Raw genomic sequence first — 21,216 nt, 5'->3', positions numbered from 1 at the left:
CAGTGTATTGAAATTACACTTCAGGCTTATTAAATAAAACATGAAAAATTTGGGGAGAGGGGAGAATAGTTATGGGTCATTTAGGTACTAATAAAGAAGCAGTATATAAAGCACTAGCCAAAAAAATAGACAGTCATCCACCGGGAGCACCTAATAATGAAACTTTGTTACATATCTTAAAATGCCTTTACACCGAAGAGGAAGCTAGCTTAGGTGCTAAATTCCCTAGATTCATTAGCTCTTTTAACAGCCTACAGAAAAAAACTTCTCTAAGTCAAAGCGAGTTAAAAAAGCACCTTAACAACATGATTAATAAGGGGCTAGTCACAGATCTAAATGCTGAAGGTAAGGATGATCAGTATTACATGTTAACTCCAATGGTTGTAGGTTTTTTTGAATACACTTTTATGAGAACCACTTCTAACCTTCCTCTTAAGGATTTGTCAGAGCTATTCGAAGAGTATCTAACTAACAAAGAAGTAGTCCAAGAAATTTTTGGCGGGGAAACAAAATTCTTCAGGGCTTCTACTCATCAAAAGCATATTCCTTTGGAGATAGAGACTGAAGTTTTTGACTATGAAAAAGCTGCTGATTTAATAAAAGATGCTGGCAAGGGAGCAATAACTACATGCAGTTGTCGTCACAAAGCTTGGCACTTAGGGAAAAATTGTGATGCTCCAATGGATGTTTGTACTTCTCTTGGAAGTGCTGCAGAATGGGTTGTTGAAAAAGGCTTTGGCCGTCCTGCAGGGACTGATGAGCTCTTAAGGATCTTAGACGAAACACAAGAAAAAGGACTTGTTCATCTAGTTGATAATGTAGAAAAAAATCCTTTTTATTTATGCCACTGCTGCGGCTGCTGCTGCGGAGTATTACGTGCAATTAACGAACACGAAGTGCATTCTGTTATTCCGAGTAATTTCATTCCTCATATTGACAGCCAAAATTGTAATGGCTGTGGGAATTGTAGTAAAAAATGTCATATAAACGCTGTAGAGATTATCGAACAATCACAAGCAAATAAAAATGGCAAAACAGCCAAAATAATTGAAGACTTATGTATCGGATGTGGAGCTTGTATTGATGGATGTAATAAAAACGCTATCCTTCTAGTTAGACGAGACAAAATTTATACTCCACCAAAAAATAAAAAAGACCAAACTATTAAAATGGCCAAAGAAAAAGGAAAAACTCTTTAAGGGCTTTTAGTTTTCATTAGAAGAAAGGAAGATGACATGCAAGACAAAAAACCCCAAACTGCAAAAGAACTATACAATAACCGAATAAAACACCAATCAAAAACCGCACAAGAATACCTTAAAAAAGCTAACAAAACATCAAACTTAAGACTATTAACAGCACTAATAGGTATAGCAGGAGCAATATATTTATATATGTCTGCTAATATTTTTGCTAGCATAGCTATCCTAGCAATATTCTTGATAATTTTTGTTATACTTGTGGCAAAGCATCGACAGTTTCAAGATAAGAGAACCCACGCCCTTATCCTAAGTCAAATAAACGAGGAAGCCATACTTAGATCAAATGGAAACTGGGACTCTTTTGAAGATAAAGGAAGCGAATTCATAGATGAAGAACACCCATATACTCATGACTTAGATATCTTTGGTCAAGGATCACTATTTCAATGGATAAATACCACAACAACTTTCAACGGACGTAAAAAACTAAAAGAGCTCCTAAAAAAACCTTGCGAGAAAATAGAAGATATTCATAACCGTCAAGAAGCTATAGAAGAACTCTCTAAAAAGCTCAAGTGGCGACAAGAATTAATGACTGAAGGTAGGAAAATAAATGATAAAGATAACAAGAAAACAAGCTTACAAAATAAAAACACCGAAAAACTTTTTTCATGGGCCAAAAATCAAAATAAAATATATCTTTACCCTTTTGTAAATTTAGCAGTAAAGGTTTTACCTTTGATTACTATAGCGCTTTTATTATCGGCTTTCTTCACGGATATGTCTTACTTTTTTCCTGCTGTAATGATAGCTTTACATATAGGTATCCTGGTGTATGACTATTCAAGGCGCATAAATGATTTTATGGCTATCACAGCATATATCGACATCCTTAAAGGATACAAAAAAATGCTAGGTTTAGTAGAATCAGAAAACTTTAAGTCAAAGCCGCTTAAAAAACTACAATTTACTTTAAATAGTCTAACAAATACAAATCATAATAAAAAGATAAATGCTTCACAGCAAATTAATCAACTAGAAAAAATAGTTGATGCAATATCTCATCGTTTTAATCAGCTATATTTAGTTTTTAATATCCTATTTCTTTTGGATTACAGATGGCAAATTGCTTTAGAAAAGTGGAAAAAACAATCCGGAAAAGATATAGAATTATGGTTTAATATCCTTGGGGAAATCGAGGCCTTATCAAGCTTAAGTAATATCAATTTTGATAATCCTGACTGGGTGATGCCTGAAATTACAGGAGAGCCAAAGTTTTTTGAAGCAGAAGATCTTGGACATCCGCTTATTACTGAAAATAGGGTTTGCAACAATCTTGAGCTCAAAAAACCTGTTAACACCTTATTAATTACCGGCTCTAATATGTCAGGAAAAAGCACGTTACTTAGAACAGCAGGAATTAATCTCGTAATGGCTTATATAGGAGCACCAATCTGTGCCAAATCTTTCAAAGCATCGTTGATGAATGTTTATACCTGTATGCGAATTAGTGATAACTTAGAAAAAAATATTTCATCTTTTTATGCTGAGCTATTAAGGATCAAAAGTATTATAAAGCTAGCAGAACAAGAACCAGTTTTTTATCTATTAGATGAAATATTTAAAGGTACTAACTCATGGGATCGACACACCGGGGCTAAAGCAGTAATAAAAAAACTTCAAAGAGAAGATGCCATAGGCCTTGTCTCCACCCATGACTTAGAGCTTGGAAATTTAGAAAAAGAACAATCAGAACTCAAAAATTATCACTTTAGAGAATACTACCAAAACGATGAAATAAAATTTGATTATATTCTTCGAAAAGGACTGTCACCTACTACCAATGCAGCATATTTAATGAAATTAGCGGGAATCGAACCAGAAACAAATTCAAATTAATGTCAAAGTTGATTTTACTATCTAGTTTATTTCCTATTTTGTTTCACTTGACATTCTATCCAGGTTCTGATAGTATTTAACAAAAGTAAATAGCGCTTAAAAACAGGTGGTCCATTTTTGGACTTAATAGGGAAACCGGTGAAATTCCGGTGCGGTCCCGCCACTGTAAGAGGGAGCAAGCTTGCAATATGCCACTGGGTACTAAATAAACAACCCCGGGAAGGCGCAAGGTTTTGCTGTGATCTCAAGCCAGGACACCTGCCTGTTTTAAGGTTCACTACCGCTCTACGAGGTATAGAGAAGGTGATATATTGTATACCAAAAAATTATCCCCGACTATGCCGGGGATTTAATTTTTATACACTCCTGTATTCAGGAATATTATCATTGTCATTTATTTTAACTGCTGTATACAAACTCACCCCCTGCCTTGTACCAGGGGGTTAATTTGTATACAAGGTTACCACCATCCCGGCAAAACGCCGGGTTCTTTTTTTTAATATTTAAATTTTGATATCTCTTGTTGCATTCCTTCAGCAAGATTCGCCAACTGTTCACTAGCCCTTGATATCTCTTCCATCGAAGCAGTTTGTTCTTCTACCGAAGAAGAAATTTCTTCTGTACTTGAAGAGTTCTCTTCTGCAACAGACGCTAAATCCTGCAATCCATCAATTATTTCTTTTTTCTTCTCTTGCATGTGTTGTCCCGTTTCAGTTAAAACCTTTGCAATCTCTTTTACATTTTGTATACTATTAGCTATATCATTGAATTTAGATCTTGTATTTTCTACACCTTGGTTCTGTTCTGTAACTATTCCCTGAACTTCTTTCATAGTATTTACTGCATGATTGGATTTTTCATTTAAATCATGTACAATATCCGAAATTTTTTCAGAATTTTCATTAGCATTCTCAGCCAGTTTACGTATTTCGTCTGCCACTACAGCAAAACCTGCTCCTGTCTCTCCTGCTCTAGCGGCTTCTATACTTGCATTAAGAGCCAGCAAGTTTGTCTGTTCAGCAATGTCTTTTATAGTATCCACAGCTTGGCCTATATTATCTGCACTTTCTTTCGTTGCTATAACTGTATTATAAATTGACTCAGAAGCCTTATTGCTCTCTGCTGTCTTTTTAGACAAATTCTCAACTACTTTAAGCCCTTCTTCTTTTAATTCATCTGTCTCATCAGCCTTGGTATTTAATTCTTTTACATATTGCTGTTCATTGTTTATCATATTTCCAAATTCTTCAGTGCTAATAGAAGTTTGCTCTGTTCTCTCTGCTTGATTGCTAGCCCCTTCAGCAATTTGTTCTACCGCTTTAGAAACTTCATCAGCAGCATTTTTGTTTTCCTCTGTATTTGCACTAAGCTCTTGTGAAGATGCAGCTACCTGTTCTGATTTGTCATTAATATTGTCTATTAATTTAACCACATTTTTCTGCATCTTTATCATAGAGCTTGCAATAGAACCAACTTCATCTTTTTTATTTGATAATCCCGAAAGTTCTTCACTATTCAGAGAAAAATCATAATCTGCCATTTGATTTAGCATACTATCTAGTTTGCTAATTGGAGAAATCATCTTTCTGCCTCCATACAAGCTTATACCTGTTGCCACAATTATTAATATAGCTGTAAAGACAATAACTGCGTTTCTCATAGTATAAATTGGGGCCAAAAACTCTACATCTTCCATGCCCACAGCAACATACCAGCCATTATCCATCCTAGAGACACCTTGATATCTAGTAATTCCTTCATAATCATAGCTAACCACACCATCTTCACCGTCTAATTCTTCGATTGCCCTTCCAAAATCTTGAGTAGATTCATCTTCAAAAATATTAACTTCCTCCATTACAAGCTCCATATCTGGATGTGCAAAAAAAGTTCCATCTTCACCAAAAATATAAGAATACCCTGTTTCACCGTAACCTAAACCATCTGTAACTTCTTGAATTGTTTCCGCAAGATCTCTAGCGATCATAATACCCACTATTTCTTCGGCTTCATCATATATAGGAACTGCATGCATCAAGACAGGTGCATCGATCACCCTACTAATAATTACATTTGAACTATTTGGTTCACCTTCTAAAGCAGTTTGAACATAATCTCTATCTCCTAACTCAGCATCAGCTTCTTCGTCCTCTATGTACTGCGTATAGCCAGTTTCGTCAGGTTCAACTATTCCAATGTCAAGAAAGCCAAGCCTTTCTGCCTCTCCCTGAAGGGCTTCTCTCTGCTCCTCAATATCCATGTCCTCTAGACCTTCCATTCTGCTAAGCTCATTTAGAACATTAACTCTATTATCAAGCCACTCGTCAAGCCTTTCAGAAGCTATGTATGCCGATCTATACAAAGTATTTTCTGAAGCTTCTGTTACAGTATTACTACTTGTAATATAACTATAAATAGCTATAGAAACACAGGCTACTAAAAGTAATACAACTACTAATATTGAATACTTCCTCCCTATACTCATAAATAAACTCCTCCTTATTAATTATTAAAACTTATCTTTATTTTGTTAACCTACTGAACATTATTAATTTTTGATCTAAAAATAAATAGGCTTTTCTAACAATTAGTAGAAAAGCACTTTATTCTCAACGTTTAGGAGTAAAAAATTACTAATTTTCTATTGTTAATTTGAGGGACAATTTATTCTTTAAATTACTTTAAGCTTGTCCTTTAAATAAATGTTTGAACAAGCTTCAAACCTCTCTTATTGAAATTATACTTTCATATAGTACCATGTAAAATATATTTTTAATACCGACTATAGTCTTATTTTGTCGAATTAAATAAAAAGGACGGCCTAAAAGTGAAGTTTATCACTTTTAGGCCGTCCGATCAAAGCCAGCCTTTGTTAATATGCAAAAACATGTTTTCCAATACTTGTTACAGGATCTCTTGTAAAAATCCACTGTGATGTCGCTGTCACAGGATTATAGTAAAATGGCGCACCATTGCTAGGATCCCATCCTTTTATGGCATCTTCTACTGCATCATGAGCAGTTTGATCTGGGCTTAACCAAAACTGTCCGTCATGAACTGCAGTAAAAGCCCAGGGCTCAAAAATTACTCCTTCAACATCATTTGGCCACCGATCATCTAGCACTCTATTAATAACCACTGCTGCTACGGCCACTTGTCCTTCATAAGGCTCTCCCCTTGCTTCACTGTAAACTGCTTTGGCCATAAGATCTCTTTCATAATCTGATACTTCTAGTCGCCTATAATCGTCTGAAGCACCTACTCCCCCACTCATAATAGGTAATACAAGAATAACTAACGCTAATGTAAGTATTCCTAAAGCTTTAGTAACTTTAAATAAGTGAATTTTTCTGTTTGATTGTAACAAATCAAAGCCTCCTTTTAACCGATTAGTTTACATAATCTCAACATCGTGGATTATAGCAGTTAGTACTATATTGCACAAACTTTTTATATTAGCATGAGCAAACTAGAGACTTAGCGTTAGTTGTTTTCTTCTATTATCTTCATTTTGTTAACATAATGTTAAGAGATGGGCAAAGCTGTAATCATTTAATTAATTCTTACAAGTCAAACAATTATTTTTCCACTCCATAAAAAACTGATATAATGGTTTGGACGTATTATCTTACAAATTCTTTAACAATAGGTGATAAAAAATGGGAGAATTTTTAGCAATCATTGCAGCTTTTTTATTTGCGGTAAGTAATATATTCGCTAATCAGGGCATGATTAAAAGTGATTACAGCAGATATGAAGGATTATTTGTCAGTGTAGTAGTTAATAATATATTAAACTTAGCTATTCTACCTTTCTATATTTTGTTTATGTCAGTTCCATCTTATAATTTTCATGGCATAATGGCATATATAATCGCGGGTTTTCTAACCTCATTTTTAGGAAGATACCTTCTTTTTGAGTGTATAGAAAGGATTAAGGCCTCTAGAGCAACAGTTCTAAAGATAACCGCTCCAGTATTTACTGTAATCTTAGGCGTCACGGTTCTTAACGAAAACCTTAGTCCGTTTGAACTTTTAGGCATCGCTGTAGTGTTAATCGGGGTTTTAGTTGTTTCACAGGATACACAGAGGTTTATGAACAAAAATAAATCCAGTGAGCAGAACGATAATAATAAAGAAAAAGTTAAATTAAATAGTGTTAATTATAGCAAGGCTAAGATCGGAATAATTTTAGGGATTCTTGCAGGGTTGTCCCTTGGTTCCGGTAATGTTTTTCGAAAATTAGGAACCGACTTTTATGGCAGTCCTTTTCTAGGTGTGGTAATCGGCAGTGCTGTTTCATTAATCACTCTTGTTATATTTTCATTTTTGTCAAAAAAATAAATATCAGATTTGGATACACTCTTAGCCCAAAAACCATAAGCTGGGCTTATGTCAAAGTTGGGGTATGGAGCAGTCTTGCATTATATACCATCTTTGCAGCACTAAACCTTGCCCCTGTATCAATAGTAAACTCATTAGCTTCAATGGAACCCCTTGGTGCAATTATCTTTAGTGCAGTCATGCTAAAAAAACATGACATAATCACCCCACGTTTATTAATAGGTGGCTTAGTAGTAATGGCAGGAAGTGTATTAATCTTTTTATTTTAAACATTTTAAACCTATAATTGTTTACCGCTTCGTGTTTCTTTTTGGATAAAATCTGCAACCCAGTAAGCTAAGGCACCTACAGTTTCGCCAGGATTATAAGCACCTATTACTGGCATTGAAGAGCTTCCCACTACAAATAGGTTAGGGACTTCATGTGACTGGCAGTATCGGTTAACAACTGAATTGTTTGGGTCTTCACCCATTCTAGTAGAACCTCCTGCATGACTTGATAGCACCCATGGCTCCTGCATCTCTTCTCCCCATATTTTTTTTGCTCCTGCTGCACTAAGAATTTCATAAGCTCTATTTTGTAAAAAACTAAACTGTTCTTTAGCCTGAGGATGCCAATCAAAAGTAACCCTTGGAACAGGTAAACCCAGGCTATCTTTTATTTTTGGATCTAAATCAATAAAGCTATTTAACTGAGGTGGTTCAGTTGTGTAAAACCTTATCGTATAGTGGTGCGTATATGCTTCACTTATAAATTTTTTGTACTTCTCTCCCCAAGAAGGAATCCCTTCAGGAGTAGGGGCCTGGGTAAACTCTATTGGCTGGCCGGCAAGGCCATAAGGTTCTGCCCCTGTCATATTTCCTCCCATGATAAAGTTTTGATCCCAATCCCTGGGATCAAAATTATTGTCAGCAAAAGCATTAACAGCATATCTAGGTGTAGGGCCCAGAAAAGCATTCATAGGTTCATCAAAAAGTCCAATTATTTGATTAATTGCCCTATGAACAAAATATCTACCTACCTGCCCATTATTATTTCCTATCCCATTTGGGAAACTAAATGACTTTGACATGAGAAGTAATCTGGTCGATTGAAGGTACTGAGATGCAACTATGACTATATCTCCACTAACATAACGATTACACCCTTCACTATCTATATAATTAACACCTGAAGCACGGTTTGTATTATCAACAGTTATCTTTGTCGCAGTACTATTTGTGCGAAGTTCAAAGTTAGGGTTAGCCATAACTTTTCTGATTTCAGTAAGCCCAACATCTCCTTTAGCTTCAACAACACAACCAAAGCTCTGACAAAAGCCACAGTATCCACACGCGTGCCTGCCATCATAATCAACTGAATTTATAGCTGCAGGCACTGGAAAAGGTTGATAACCCATAGAACTTGCTGTATCTACAAAGTGTCTAGTAGCATACCCCGGAACAGTTGGAGGCATTGGATAAGATCTGTCTCTAGGTGGATGATAAGGGTCTTTAGTATGATCACCACTAACCCCTATTCTTTCTTCAAAAAGTTGATAATATGGTTCAAGATCTTCATATGATATTGGCCAATCAATCATAGCCCCGTTTTCTACCTGACCAAAAACTGTTTTTGCCTTGAAAGTTTCCGGCTGAAATCTCCAGGAATTAGCTCCCCAGTGAAGATGGTCTCCACCTGGTCCCCAACCTCCTAAACCTTCAATAATTCTTTCTCTTTCAATCGATTTATTAGGACGCCAGGTATACTGAGGTTCATTCTGAGGTCCCCATAACACTTTATTTCGGATAGGAAACCTCAATTCATCCATAGAGTACTGTGCAGAAGATATATTTGGCCCTCTTTCTAAGGCTATGACTTTCAACCCAGATTCAGCAAGTTCTCTAGCCAAAATCCCACCTGCACATCCAAACCCAACAATAATTACATTAGCATCTTTTTTATTAACGCTCATTTTCTCTTAACCTCTCCTTATCTTCTAGACTAACAAATTTAGAAGCTTTCCACCCACTACTAAGATGCGTGATCGGATGAAAGCGTGCCCCTGGAAATCCTATCAATTTCCAACCTATTTTATCCTTGTTACCTCCATATATCGGATCGGCAAACATCCCTTCCATTGTATGCTGTCTTAATTGCTCAAAAAAATTAGTTTCTTCGATCGTCTCTAGTATAACCATACGATTTTTTACAGTAAGATTAGCAAACAAAGTCTCATAATAACTCCAGGAAAGCCTATTTAAATCTCTAAGTCCTTCTTCATAAGTTTTTAAACTTTCTTCATCTGAGCTTTTTAGTAACCCCTCAATATAGTTATTAACATTGGCTTTAACTGCACCAGGAAACACAGTATCAATAGCAGCTTTTAACGTCTTAATATCAAGAGAAGAATAGGAAGTTGTTCTTCTCTTCATCCAATTTGATTTTTTACTTTTAAATTCGTATTTAGAATATGCACCCAATTTATCTACCCCTTTCATTAATCTCTTTCTAATTAGTTTATTTAACCTTCTTAAACGTAGTTCTTAAAAAAAGAAATCACTGACATGACAAACATATTCTCATATACTTAAAGGTAGAAAGATAAACAGTATTGAATTTATCAATATGCCAAATCTATCGGGAGTGATATAATTGGGAAATATAGAAGGAAGAATCGGTGGGACTTTTATGGGATTTTCTTTAAGTGCAGAGATTGACTCTAGTAGAAATATATTTGGCAGGCTTGGCGGAAAGCTTTCTGGTAATGATATTAACCTAACTCTATCTCCTGATGGTGAAAAGTTAACAGGTAGAATCGGCGGTAACGTTATTGGAAACGACTTAAAAGCAGACATAAAAGAAGATGAAAGCAGCAGTTATAATGTCACAGGGCGACTTGGTGGAGACACTATAGGTAATGACATCAAGCTAGAAGGAAAAAACGAAATAACAGGCCGTGTAGGTGGGAAAAGAGTAGGCTTTGATGTCAATCTATCTATCTCACAAGAACTATCCCCAGGAAAAGAAAGTATAACCGGCCGCCTAGGAGGCAAAATCATAGGAGTTAATGTCAACCTAACTCTTGATGATTTTCCACCTATAGTAGGAGCTATACTTTCTACTGTTACTTATCAAACTTTAAAAGATTATCAGCATGCTAGCACTAGCTCAAACTAATTTTTATAAAGGAGTGTTAGGGTGACAAATTTATTAAGTAATTTATTAGAGGATACAAATAACGAAAAAGACCTTCTAGTAGGTGTATGTTCAATAGATAACCCTCTTTTAGATAGTTTTCAGGATAATATAAACAAAATATTACCTTCCGCAAGATCACTTATAGTGGTTATAGCTTCTCACAGCAAGGGGGCCCTTATTTCGGATAATAATCAGGTTAAACAGTACGATACCATTTATACCTATGAAAGAGTAAGAGATATTTCGATGAAGCTAACAAGAGAATTGGAATTTGAGGACTACAATGCCGCTGCTGTCCCGGCTTTTATCCCTTTAGACGTGATGAGCGAAAGAAAGGGAATGAAAGGAGAAATCTGCTGGAGAACAGCGTCAGTAGCTTCAGGACTTGGAAAAATCGGTAAAAACAATCTGTTAATAACAGAACCTTTTGGCCCTAGAATAAGAATAGGAGGACTACTTACAGAACATCCCCCCATCAATACTAAAAGTGAAAATAGAGAATTGTTAACACATCCAAAATGTAATTCTTGCACTAATTGCCAGAAAAATTGTCCAAAAGAAGCTTTAAGCGATTATTCTACCAACAAAAAATTATGTGGAGATTATATCTTTGCTTATGGACTTAGAAAATATTCTGACCAAATGGAAAATATTATAAATTCTAATCCAGACAAAAGAAAGAATCTTCTTAGAGATGGTACTACAAGAGAACTCTGGCAAAATTTCATGACTGGCTGTTATTATTATTGCTGGAACTGTCAGATTAGCTGCCCTGACTAAGTATTAGAACCTGTTAATTCTCCAAGTTTGGCTGTTTCTACTAAATGGTCAATGGTAACATCTTTGTCAGTTCTATCATCTATTTGAATATTCGTTACTACTCTATCACTTCTTTCAAGAGTCTTTTTATGAAGAGTTTTTGATATCTCCATCAAGGTATCCACATCACCCTCTATCACAGTAGCAGTAGGTGTGATAGTGTACTTAAAACCATTTCTATCAACTTCTCTAACTGCATCTTGTATGTAACTGCTAATACTTGGAGAATCAGTTCCAAGGGGTAAAATGCTAATTTCTAGTACTGCCATTTTATTAAACCTCCTCATATTGTTTTTTTTTATTATTTAATAAAGACTTTAAGATTATTCTGCAATACTTCAATACTTTTATTTTTAGTTTATTTTAATATTGCCCAAAAAGCTCTCTGTGTTCGTGGAGTATTAAGTTTGCCGCTTGATGTTATCTTATTTACAACTAAAGACCCTGAGACAGATGAAGTCATAAAATAAACCATAACCATTGGTTTGCTATTAATACTGTTAAATACAAGATCTTTTTTATTTTTAATATTGCCGAAGACATTTACATTTATTTTATTTAGCAGGTTATAATACAAAAAACCGGGAAACTTATAGTCCCCCGGCAAAAATAACAACAATAATTTTTATACCTTAACCTTGGTTTTCTGTTTTTTCAACTTGAACACTACCGCCCGCGTTTTGAATTGCATCCATTATTTCGTTAATATTTAATCCAGTCAGTTCGCCAAGAAAGGGTATACTTATAATCAGGCAAATCCCATCGGGAGAGCTTATTCTAAGTGGTCCAAGATCTATTTCAGCTCCCGCAGGAATATAAATGCGAATTAAAGTACCTGGTTCCCTTGGACAATCATTTTGGGGTGGATCGGGGTGATGGTTGTGTTCAATATTAGAATTAGGCTTTTTCCAATATGACATGACAATTCCTCCTCTTTAAGTTTCTTTATATTATGAAAGCTTATTACTTAGCGGTACTTCACATAAGCATTTTGAGATATGTTAAACGGATTTAGATAATTTCAGAGATTTATAAATAATTTAAGGGGTGATTTTCATGGATGGCATTGACTTGATGGTTAAAGAACACGAATATATCAAGGAAGGGATAGAACTTACTAGAAAGGCGTGTTTAAAAATAGTTGATGAAAATTTTGTTGACACCAGTTTTTTTAACAATGCCTTAATATTTTTTAGAAATTATGCAGACAAACACCACCATGGCAAAGAAGAGGAGATTCTGTTTGATTATCTAAAAGAAGCTGGTGGAGATTTAGAAAAGAATTTGATAAATGCAATGGAAATAGAACATAACTGGGGAAGGTTGCTTCTACAGGATTTAGAAAAGGCCCTTGATGAATATAACAAAGGAAATAAAGCTGCTAAGCTAGACATTATAGGTAATGCAGTAGGATATACAAACTTATTAGTGCGTCATATTGATAAAGAAGATAATGCTTTATTTAAACATTCTAAAAATACATTAGGACCAAATAAGTTGGAAGAATTTAATAATCAGGTTGATAAATTTGAAAACAGTTCTGAAAATCAAGCAAATAGAGATAAATACATCAAACTCCTTGAGAATCTAAAGCAAAAAATATAAATTAAAAACGCACTAACAGCATAATTATTCACCTTTTATTATCCTCTAATTATATTCTCCATAACGGAGAATTTTTTTATTGACTTATTATAAGACCTGGTGTATTCTAAGTGTAATAAGTGTATTAGTATAAATAATACAGTCAGGAGGTTAACATGATCCAACTTGACTTAACAGACGGTCGCCCACTATACGAACAGATCAAAGAAAAGCTAAAGTTTTTGATCATACGCGGCGCCTTAAAACCCGACGAGAGGATACCTTCTGTCCGTGAGCTTGCCGGGATGCTTACTATAAATCCCAACACAATACAAAAAGCTTATAAAGATTTAGAAACAGAAGGGTTTATCTACTCAATCCGCGGCAAGGGTAGTTTTGTAACTCCCTTAAATGAAACTTCAAACCTCGCAAGAAAGAATGAGCTTTTAACAGAATTCAAAAAAACTGCGCTAGAACTAATATACTTAAACGTACCAAAAGAGGAGCTACATCAATATATTGAAGAGGTCTATCAACAAAGGGGGGCATTAGATGATTGAAGTTACAAACTTAACTAAAAATTTTGGAGATTTTAATGCACTTGATAATCTAAGTATTACAGTTAAAAAGTCATCTGTCTACGGTCTTTTAGGGCCTAACGGATCCGGGAAGACCACCCTTATAAAACATCTTGTAGGGGTATATCGCCAGGATAAAGGGGAAGTAAAAATAGCAGGAGAACCTGTCTTTGAAAATCCTAAAATTAAATCGTCCTTAATATATATTCCAGACGACTTATACTTTTTCTCTCAGTACAGTATCAAAGAAGCAGCATATTATTATAAGAGCATCTATCCTTGCTGGAATGAAAATAGATTTCAAAGGTTAAGGGATTATTTCCCCATAGATATCAAGAAGAGAATCACCAAGCTATCAAAAGGCATGCAAAAACAGGTAGCTTTTTGGTTAGGTATATCCACTATGCCCGCCGTAATGATATTAGACGAGCCCGTCGACGGCCTTGATCCTGTCATGCGAAAAAAAGTATGGAACCTAATGCTGCAGGATGTTGCCGAAAGAAACACCACAATCCTTGTATCTTCACATAATTTGCGAGAGCTTGAAGATGTCTGCGATCATATCGGGATTATTCACAATGGAAAGATTGTAGTTCAAAGAGAATTAGACAACCTTAAATCCGACATCCACAAAATCCAGGTAGCTTATAAAGGTGAAGTACCCGAAATATTTTTAGACGGATTTGAGGTATTACACAATTCCAAAAACGGCAGCGTTACTATGCTTATTGTAAGGGGAAACAAAGAAGATGTCCTCTCTAACTTAAATAGCACCAATCCCATCGTCCTTGATGTCCTCCCCCTTACCCTTGAAGAAATCTTCATCTATGAGTTAGGAGGAATGGGTTATGAAGCACAAAACGTCATTATATAATTCGTTTAATAAAGGGCTTATAACAAGTAATCTAAAACGTTTTTGGTGGGTCAGTGCACTATATACTATACTACTGTTTTTCGCACTTCCCTTAAGACTTATAATGCAGTTAGATGTTATACATGAAGAATGGGTAAGAAGAAATATTCAAGGCTCCCTAGATCTAACCTTATCCCAAAACCAAATTCAAATTCTACTTATTTTTATAGTGCCTGTGATTGTTGGTGTATTAGTTTTTCGCTATTTACAGCAGGGCTATGCTGCTTCAATGATTCATAGTCTACCTTTTACAAGAAAGGACATTTTTTTCAACCAGGCTTTCTCTGGCCTTGTATTAATAGCATTTCCCATAATTTTTAATGGAATCTTTTTGCTTATCTTTCAGGCAACTACAAGCCTGGGTGAAATTTACTCAAGCTCAGATGTATTTAGCTGGGCAGGGTATAGTCTACTCTTTCTACTTTTAATGTATAACTTTTCAGTCTTTATAGGAATGTTTACAGGAAATTCAATCGCTCAACTAGCTTTTAATTATATATTACACCTGCTTCCTTTGGGTGTTTTCATTCTATTTCAGGCTAATATAACCCATATACTTCACGGCTATAGTCGAAGTTCACTAAATGAACCTTCTTTTTTAGAAAATATACCATTTGCCGCCATTACTAGTAGTAAAGACCTGAATGAATTAATTATTTGGTATTTGATTTTTACAACAATTTTCTTTATAGGTTCATATTACAGCTATAAATTCAGAAATATTGAAGTGGCAGGAGATGTCATATCTTTTCAGGTTGTAAAACCAATTTTCAAATACGGTGTAACCTTATGCTCAATGCTTCTTGGCGGGGCTTATTTTACAAGCATTTCCACAGGAGGTTTCATAACCGTATTCTTTGGCTATATATTTAGTTCATTACTTGGTTATTTCATAGCGGAGATGTTAATCCAAAAATCTTATAAAGTATCAAGTGCTTACAAAGGTTATTTGGTCTATATTGTGATAGTTTTATTAGCATTTACTGGTATTCAAGCTGACGTAATTGGTTTTGTAGGTAGAGTGCCAGAGCCAGAAGAAGTAAAGTCAGTTTATTTTGGTCATGGCCTACATCACTTTCAAGATGTAAAAAAAGAGCAGTCAAAGGATTTTCAAAACTTATATAAAGAAAAAGAAAATATTGATAATATCATTAACCTCCATAAGGAATTGATAGAAGAAGGAAAAACCGATTCAGGAGGTTACAGGCATATTATCTACACCTTAGAGGATGGAAGTCATCTAATCAGGGAATATAGAATAGACGACCAAAGGCATGCTTCATTACTAAAACCAATTTACGAGTCCATGGAATACAAAATAAACAGGTATCCAATGTTAGAACAAGACCCTGCCCACATAAACAGAATTGAACTTAGAGATACAAGGGCCCCTGATGAGAAAACTTTATTTTTGGATGATGAAGAAACAGAAGAATTTGCAACCCTTTTACAAGAAGAAATAAAAGGACTATCTTATGAAGACCTGATAGATAGTGGTAGAGAATATATTTATGCCACAATTACAAAACCAGATGGGACCCCAACTCGGCTCAGCCTAAAAGAAAGTTATAATTCTATCTTTAAGTGGCTAGAAGAAAATAATTATTACGAAAGATTCGTCGTCTCACCCGATGATATAAACTATGTGGTTTTAGAAAATACACGCAGATCTCCAGACCTAGAACAAAAACAGGTAGAAATAAGAGACCCTCAAGTGATTGAAGAAATTCTTTCACTTCTTCGCCATCAAGATGAGAAGTCAGACGGCGAATACGTATTTGTAGGACTTTATCAAGATGAGAGGCATCCATATTTTCAGGATAGACTTCTTATCGATGATAACATTTCATCTGAACTAGAAGATAATTTGAACCAATTAGGGTTATAAATTTAAAATTAGAGATCTCCCTACAAAAGTCGCAGCCTTTATCAAACTGTGACTTTTTTTATTTACACTAGTGTCAAGACACTTGACATTACAGAATGGCAGTGAGATAATCTTTTTTAATTGATAATTACTTATTTAAGTTGAGGTGAAGTTACGTGATAGAAGTAGGATTAATTGGTGCAGGTTCTATTGGACAAACATTATCGGATGCAATTATAAACGGGGGAATTTCGGGGTTAAATTTAAAAATCATTGGAGACCACAACTTAGAAGGAGCCAAAAAACTTGCAGACAAGCATAGCTGTTCTGCAACCTCAGAAATTTATAACTTTACAAAAATACCCCTTGATCTAGTAGTAGAAGCAGCTTCACAAAATGCTGTCTATAAATATTCTGAAATTATCCTAAATAACAATATTGACCTACTCATTATGAGCGTTGGAGCTTTAACTGATGATAAGCTCTACTCTAACCTAAAAGACATAAGCAATAAAAATAACTCTAAGATCTATATCCCTTCCGGGGCTATTGGAGGGATAGACCTTATAAAAACAGCAAAGTTAACAGGTCTAAACTCTGTTAAACTTACAACAAGAAAACCACCAAAAAGCTTAGATGTTGAATCTTCAGCAAAAGAAGCAAAGGAAAAAGTAGTGTTCAATGGAAGTGCTAGAGAAGCAGTTAAGGCTTATCCGGCAAATGTTAATGTAGCAGCTATTTTGTCCCTTGCCGGCCTAGGACCTGACAAAACAAAGGTAAAAGTAATCTGTGACCCAAATGTAAAAAACAACATTCATGAAGTAGATATCTCAGGCCAGTTCGGGAGTTGTACATTAAAAATATCCAATCTCCCAAGCCCACAGAATAATAAGACAAGCCATTTAGCTTGTCTTAGCGTAATATCTGCTCTTGATAATTTGTCAAGTAATATAATCATTGGAAACTAATTCTGTCATCCAAGGATTTGTACATCGAGTTAACGGTATCAAGAGTATACAAAAACTGGGCCGGCTTTTCAAAATGCCACACTTTATAATCCTGCCCATTAAGAGCTTTAGAAAGTTCTGTAGAATTAATAATTGAGCCACCATAAAGCCAGTTTGCCATATCTAGTACAGCAATTTTGTGCATATCATTAGTCGCAGAACCACATGCATCCTTAACCAAAGTAATTTGATAATCTCTCCAGATTGCATCCCACACAGTTGTCTCTAAACAGGCCTCTGTCCAAATGCCAAATACTATAAGATGGTTTATACCCAAGTTACTTAAAATAATATCTAGTTTGGTACCATACCAGGCAGAAAATTTCTGTTTTGTAAAAATAACATCGTCTATTTCAGGCTTAACTTCATCACATATTTCTGTTTCCTTGTCTCCACGTACACTGTGAAGGGGACGTCCAGTGCTATCTACAGGCTCGTATTTCATCTTATCCATTCCATTTGGATCTAACTCATAGGCTGCATAAATGATAGGAATGTCAGCCTCTCTGCAAGCATCTATACAAGTCTCTGCATTTTTTAGCACTGTATCATAATCTTCAACAGCCCAAGAATCTTTATCAGAACTAACTGATTTTTGCAGATCAATAACCAAAACCGCACTATCTTTTTTATTAAAATAGAGTGACATAACAGGATTCCTCCAATTAGATTCTATTATTTCAACAGCTTTAACTAATACCCTTAATAGTCTTCTACCTTCCGCCACTTTAACCCTTTAACTAATATTCTTATTTAACTACTTATATTTGATGGTTTAAGAATTTAATCAATAACAAAATCTCAGAAATAACTAAAGGGTCCGGCAAAGACCTACTCTCCCGGGAGCTCTCGCTCCCAGTACCATAGGCGCAGGAGGGCTTAACTTCTGTGTTCGAAATGGGAACAGGTGTGTCTCCTCCGCTATTTTCACCGGACCCTTAGATTCAAAGGTCATATCAATATTACATTGTCTTGTTTTTGGCTTTTTTTCAGGCTGTATCTAGTTCAATTTAAAATCTTTAGGGTTTTTTGCTAATACATCTTGGCGAAGGTATGAGCCTTAGATGTATCAATAAAAGCCGCTTGATTTTTAAATTGAACTAGATACAGCCACATTTATTCTCTGAAAGCTGCACATAGTGTAGATCCAAATTTGAACCGGTAGGTCAAGCCCTCGACCTATTAGTATCAGTCAGCTAAAAGGATTGCTCCCCTTACACCTCTGACCTATCTACCAGATGTTCTATCTGGAGTCTTAACCCTCTGTGAGGGAGGGAGACCTTATCTCGTGGTGGGCTTCGCGCTTAGATGCCTTCAGCGCTTATCCCTTCCAGACTTAGCTACTCAGCTGTGCCCCTGGCGGGACAACTGATACACCAGAGGTCTGTCCGTCCCGGTCCTCTCGTACTAGGGACGGCTCCACTCAAGTCTCCTGCGCCCGCGGCAGATAGGGACCGAACTGTCTCACGACGTTCTGAACCCAGCTCACGTACCGCTTTAATGGGCGAACAACCCAACCCTTGGGACCTGTTCCAGCCCCAGGATGCGATGAGCCGACATCGAGGTGCCAAACCTCCCCGTCGATGTGGACTCTTGGGGGAGATAAGCCTGTTATCCCCGGGGTAGCTTTTATCCGTTGAGCGACGGCTCTTCCACTCGAAATAACCGCCGGATCACTAAGCCCTACTCTCGTACCTGCTCGAGGTGTCCCTCTCGCAGTCAAGCCCCCTTATGCCTTTGCACTCTGCGCGCGGTTTCCAACCGCGCTGAGGGGACCTTTGGGCGCCTCCGTTACTCTTTGGGAGGCGACCGCCCCAGTCAAACTGCCCGCCTGACAATGTCCCAGAACCGGATTACGGCTCGTGGTTAGGATTTCAGTGACACAAGGGTGGTATCCCACGGACGGCTCACCCGAAGCTGGCGCCCCGGGTTCGTAGCCTCCCACCTATCCTGTACATGTGACACCAAAATCCAATATCAAGCTGCAGTAAAGCTCCACGGGGTCTTTCCGTCTTGCCGCGGGTAACCTGCATTTTGACAGGTAGTACAATTTCACCGGGCCCCTTGTCGAGACAGCGCCCAAGTCGTTGCGCCTTTCGTGCGGGTCGGAACTTACCCGACAAGGAATTTCGCTACCTTAGGACCGTTATAGTTACGGCCGCCGTTTACTGGGGCTTAGGTTCGAAGCTTCGCACCATAAGTGCTAACCTCTCCCCTTAACCTTCCAGCACCGGGCAGGCGTCAGCCCCTATACGTCGTCTTTCGACTTAGCAGAGGCCTGTGTTTTTGGTAAACAGTCGCTTGGGCCTGGTCACTGCGACCCCCTCAGGCATACAGCATGTAGCCATACACCTTACGCGGGGTACCCCTTCTCCCGAAGTTACGGGGCTATTTTGCCGAGTTCCTTGACAAGGGTTCGCCCGGACGCCTTAGGATCCTCTCCTCGCCTACCTGTGTCGGTTTGCGGTACGGGCACCATATAACTCGCTAGTGGCTTTTCCTGGCAGTTAGAACACAGCCGCTTCGCTACTTTAAATTTCACTCCCCATCACGACTCAGATCATCGCTATAGCCGGATTTGCCTGGCTATGCTGCCTCGTACGCTTGGACGCAGATAACCAACACTGCGCTCGGCCTATCCCCCTGCGTCACCACTTCGCTCAAACGCTATATGGTGGTACCGGAATCTCAACCGGTTATCCATCGCCTACGCCATTTGGCCTCGGCTTAGGTCCCGACTTACCCTGAGTGGACAAGCCTTCCTCAGGAAACCTTAGGCTTTCGGCGGGCAGGTTTCTCACCTGCCTTTTCGTTACTCATGCCGGCATTCTCACTTCCTATCAGTCCACCAGACCTCTCAGCCTGACTTCTACCCAATAGGAACGCTCCCCTACCTACGTGCTATGCACGTACCGCAGCTTCGGTGATAAGCTTGAGCCCCCTTACATTTTCGGCGCAGGTCCACTCGACCAGTGAGCTGTTACGCACTCTTTAAATGATGGCTGCTTCTAGGCCAACATCCTGGTTGTCTAAGTAGACCCACATCCTTTTACACTTAGCTTATACTTTGGGACCTTAGCTGGCGGTCTGGGCTGTTTCCCTCTCGACTATGAAGCTTATCCCACATAGTCTGACTCCCGGGATTTTAAATAATGGCATTTGGAGTTTGACTGGGTTCGGTAGCCGGATAGGGCCCCTAGCCCAATCAGTGCTCTACCTCCATTATTAAACTCCCGAGGCTAGCCCTAAAGCTATTTCGGGGAGAACCAGATATCTCCGGGTTCGATTAGCATTTCACCTCTACCCACAGCTCATCCCCCGACTTTTCAACGTCGGTGGGTGCGGGCCTCCACTCGGTGTTACCCGAGATTCACCCTGGCCATGGGTAGATCACCCGGTTTCGGGTCTACAGCCTATAACTATGCGCCCAGTTAAGACTCGGTTTCCCTGCGGCTTCGGACCTGTGGCCCTTAACCTCGCTATAGACCGTAACTCGCCGGCCCGTTCTGCAAAAAGTACGCGGTCACATCACATAAGTGATGCTCCCACTGATTGTAGGCATACGGTTTCAGGTTCTATTTCACTCCCCGTCAGGGGTGCTTTTCACCTTTCCCTCACGGTACTTGACGCTATCGGTAGCCGGGTAGTATTTAGCCTTGGAAGGTGGTCCTCCCTGATTCATACCGGGTTTCACGGGCCCGGTAATACTCGGGCTAATACCTACCTTGAATAATACATATACGTGTACGGGGCTTTCACCCTCTACGGCTAGACCTTCCAGTCTGATTCCACTCTACATACTATTCAAGGTGGCCTACTGACCT

The 21,216-nt window shown here is 37.7% G+C and carries 19 protein-coding genes, 2 rRNA genes and 1 riboswitch (1 of these 22 running past the window's edge); of the genes, 11 read left to right on the top strand and 10 right to left on the bottom strand.

The window, feature by feature from the left end; all coding sequences use genetic code 11:
• The first annotated feature begins 71 nt into the window (after positions 1-71).
• Complete coding sequence (locus ACONDI_RS00120) at positions 72-1,199, top strand: 4Fe-4S dicluster domain-containing protein (protein WP_241079474.1); 1,128 nt, start codon at positions 72-74, stop codon at positions 1,197-1,199.
• A 36-nt stretch (positions 1,200-1,235) separates the two neighbouring features.
• Positions 1,236-3,101, top strand: a complete 1,866-nt coding sequence (locus tag ACONDI_RS00115) for a MutS family DNA mismatch repair protein (RefSeq protein WP_241079473.1) — start codon at positions 1,236-1,238, stop codon at positions 3,099-3,101.
• A gap of 87 nt (positions 3,102-3,188) precedes the next feature.
• Positions 3,189-3,381: riboswitch (cobalamin riboswitch) on the top strand.
• A 216-nt stretch (positions 3,382-3,597) separates the two neighbouring features.
• Here the strand turns inward: ACONDI_RS00115 and ACONDI_RS00110 are convergent.
• On the bottom strand, positions 3,598-5,586 hold the full coding sequence (locus ACONDI_RS00110) for a methyl-accepting chemotaxis protein (RefSeq protein ID WP_241079472.1): 1,989 nt from the start codon (positions 5,584-5,586) through the stop codon (positions 3,598-3,600).
• A gap of 387 nt (positions 5,587-5,973) precedes the next feature.
• Positions 5,974-6,468, bottom strand: coding sequence for a cell wall hydrolase (locus tag ACONDI_RS00105; RefSeq protein ID WP_241079471.1), 495 nt, complete (start codon positions 6,466-6,468; stop codon positions 5,974-5,976).
• Positions 6,469-6,760: 292 nt separating this feature from the next.
• Between ACONDI_RS00105 and ACONDI_RS00100 the strand changes: the two genes are divergently transcribed.
• Positions 6,761-7,444 carry an EamA family transporter gene (locus ACONDI_RS00100; RefSeq protein ID WP_241079470.1) on the top strand — a complete coding sequence of 228 codons (684 nt, stop codon included), beginning with the start codon at positions 6,761-6,763 and terminating at the stop codon, positions 7,442-7,444.
• Positions 7,342-7,713 carry an EamA family transporter gene (locus ACONDI_RS15785; RefSeq protein WP_420848166.1) on the top strand — a complete coding sequence of 124 codons (372 nt, stop codon included), beginning with the start codon at positions 7,342-7,344 and terminating at the stop codon, positions 7,711-7,713. Before ACONDI_RS00100 ends, ACONDI_RS15785 begins: the two co-directional genes overlap by 103 nt.
• Before the next feature lie 11 nt (positions 7,714-7,724).
• Here the strand turns inward: ACONDI_RS15785 and ACONDI_RS00090 are convergent, their stop codons facing one another.
• Positions 7,725-9,398: a GMC family oxidoreductase gene (locus ACONDI_RS00090; protein WP_241079468.1), complete on the bottom strand. Its 1,674-nt coding sequence runs from the start codon at positions 9,396-9,398 to the stop codon at positions 7,725-7,727.
• Positions 9,388-9,906 (bottom strand): gluconate 2-dehydrogenase subunit 3 family protein, encoded by a 519-nt coding sequence (locus ACONDI_RS00085; protein ID WP_241079467.1) that lies wholly within the window; start codon positions 9,904-9,906, stop codon positions 9,388-9,390. The genes ACONDI_RS00090 and ACONDI_RS00085 overlap by 11 nt, the downstream gene beginning before the upstream one ends.
• A 172-nt stretch (positions 9,907-10,078) precedes the next feature.
• Here ACONDI_RS00085 and ACONDI_RS00080 point away from each other — a divergent pair, with 172 nt between their 5' ends.
• Complete coding sequence (locus tag ACONDI_RS00080; protein ID WP_241079466.1) at positions 10,079-10,603, top strand: hypothetical protein; 525 nt, start codon at positions 10,079-10,081, stop codon at positions 10,601-10,603.
• A 21-nt stretch (positions 10,604-10,624) separates the two neighbouring features.
• A complete protein-coding gene (locus tag ACONDI_RS00075; protein WP_241079465.1) occupies positions 10,625-11,404 on the top strand; it encodes a hypothetical protein in 780 nt (259 codons plus the stop codon).
• On the opposite strand, the gene ACONDI_RS00070 is transcribed toward ACONDI_RS00075, so the two are convergent.
• From ACONDI_RS00070 to ACONDI_RS00060, 3 genes are all read right to left on the bottom strand, one after another.
• The gene (locus ACONDI_RS00070) at positions 11,401-11,712 is read right to left on the bottom strand and encodes an MTH1187 family thiamine-binding protein (RefSeq protein ID WP_241079464.1); all 312 of its coding nucleotides are present in this window, start codon (positions 11,710-11,712) and stop codon (positions 11,401-11,403) included. The two genes, ACONDI_RS00075 and ACONDI_RS00070, sit on opposite strands and share 4 nt — an antisense overlap.
• Before the next feature lie 89 nt (positions 11,713-11,801).
• Positions 11,802-11,918, bottom strand: a complete 117-nt coding sequence (locus ACONDI_RS00065) for a BCCT family transporter (protein ID WP_277397825.1) — start codon at positions 11,916-11,918, stop codon at positions 11,802-11,804.
• Positions 11,919-12,075: 157 nt separating this feature from the next.
• Complete coding sequence (locus ACONDI_RS00060; protein ID WP_241079463.1) at positions 12,076-12,363, bottom strand: hypothetical protein; 288 nt, start codon at positions 12,361-12,363, stop codon at positions 12,076-12,078.
• Between the two features lie 136 nt (positions 12,364-12,499).
• Between ACONDI_RS00060 and ACONDI_RS00055 the strand changes: the two genes are divergently transcribed.
• The 5 genes from ACONDI_RS00055 (at position 12,500) to ACONDI_RS00035 (ending at position 17,353) form a co-directional block, all read left to right on the top strand.
• Complete coding sequence (locus ACONDI_RS00055) at positions 12,500-13,048, top strand: hemerythrin domain-containing protein (RefSeq protein ID WP_241079462.1); 549 nt, start codon at positions 12,500-12,502, stop codon at positions 13,046-13,048.
• A gap of 155 nt (positions 13,049-13,203) precedes the next feature.
• Positions 13,204-13,587, top strand: a complete 384-nt coding sequence (locus ACONDI_RS00050; protein WP_241079461.1) for a GntR family transcriptional regulator — start codon at positions 13,204-13,206, stop codon at positions 13,585-13,587.
• Positions 13,580-14,479, top strand: a complete 900-nt coding sequence (locus tag ACONDI_RS00045) for an ABC transporter ATP-binding protein (RefSeq protein WP_241079460.1) — start codon at positions 13,580-13,582, stop codon at positions 14,477-14,479. The genes ACONDI_RS00050 and ACONDI_RS00045 overlap by 8 nt, the downstream gene beginning before the upstream one ends.
• Positions 14,454-16,406: a DUF6449 domain-containing protein gene (locus ACONDI_RS00040; protein ID WP_241079459.1), complete on the top strand. Its 1,953-nt coding sequence runs from the start codon at positions 14,454-14,456 to the stop codon at positions 16,404-16,406. Before ACONDI_RS00045 ends, ACONDI_RS00040 begins: the two co-directional genes overlap by 26 nt.
• A gap of 155 nt (positions 16,407-16,561) precedes the next feature.
• On the top strand, positions 16,562-17,353 hold the full coding sequence (locus ACONDI_RS00035) for an aspartate dehydrogenase (RefSeq protein ID WP_241079458.1): 792 nt from the start codon (positions 16,562-16,564) through the stop codon (positions 17,351-17,353).
• Here the strand turns inward: ACONDI_RS00035 and ACONDI_RS00030 are convergent.
• From ACONDI_RS00030 to ACONDI_RS00020, 3 genes are all read right to left on the bottom strand, one after another.
• The gene (locus tag ACONDI_RS00030; RefSeq protein ID WP_241079457.1) at positions 17,340-18,041 is read right to left on the bottom strand and encodes a cysteine hydrolase family protein; all 702 of its coding nucleotides are present in this window, start codon (positions 18,039-18,041) and stop codon (positions 17,340-17,342) included. The two genes, ACONDI_RS00035 and ACONDI_RS00030, sit on opposite strands and share 14 nt — an antisense overlap.
• A gap of 169 nt (positions 18,042-18,210) precedes the next feature.
• Positions 18,211-18,327, bottom strand: a 5S ribosomal RNA gene (rrf, locus tag ACONDI_RS00025).
• Between the two features lie 227 nt (positions 18,328-18,554).
• Positions 18,555-21,216 (bottom strand): 23S ribosomal RNA (locus ACONDI_RS00020) (it continues 340 nt past the right edge of the window).

This window comes from Natranaerofaba carboxydovora, from assembly GCF_022539405.1.
GTDB lineage: Bacteria > Bacillota > Natranaerobiia > Natranaerobiales > Natranaerofabaceae > Natranaerofaba > Natranaerofaba carboxydovora.
The sequence above is the reverse complement of the archived record's forward strand: the minus strand, read 5'-3'. Positions and strand labels throughout refer to the sequence as shown.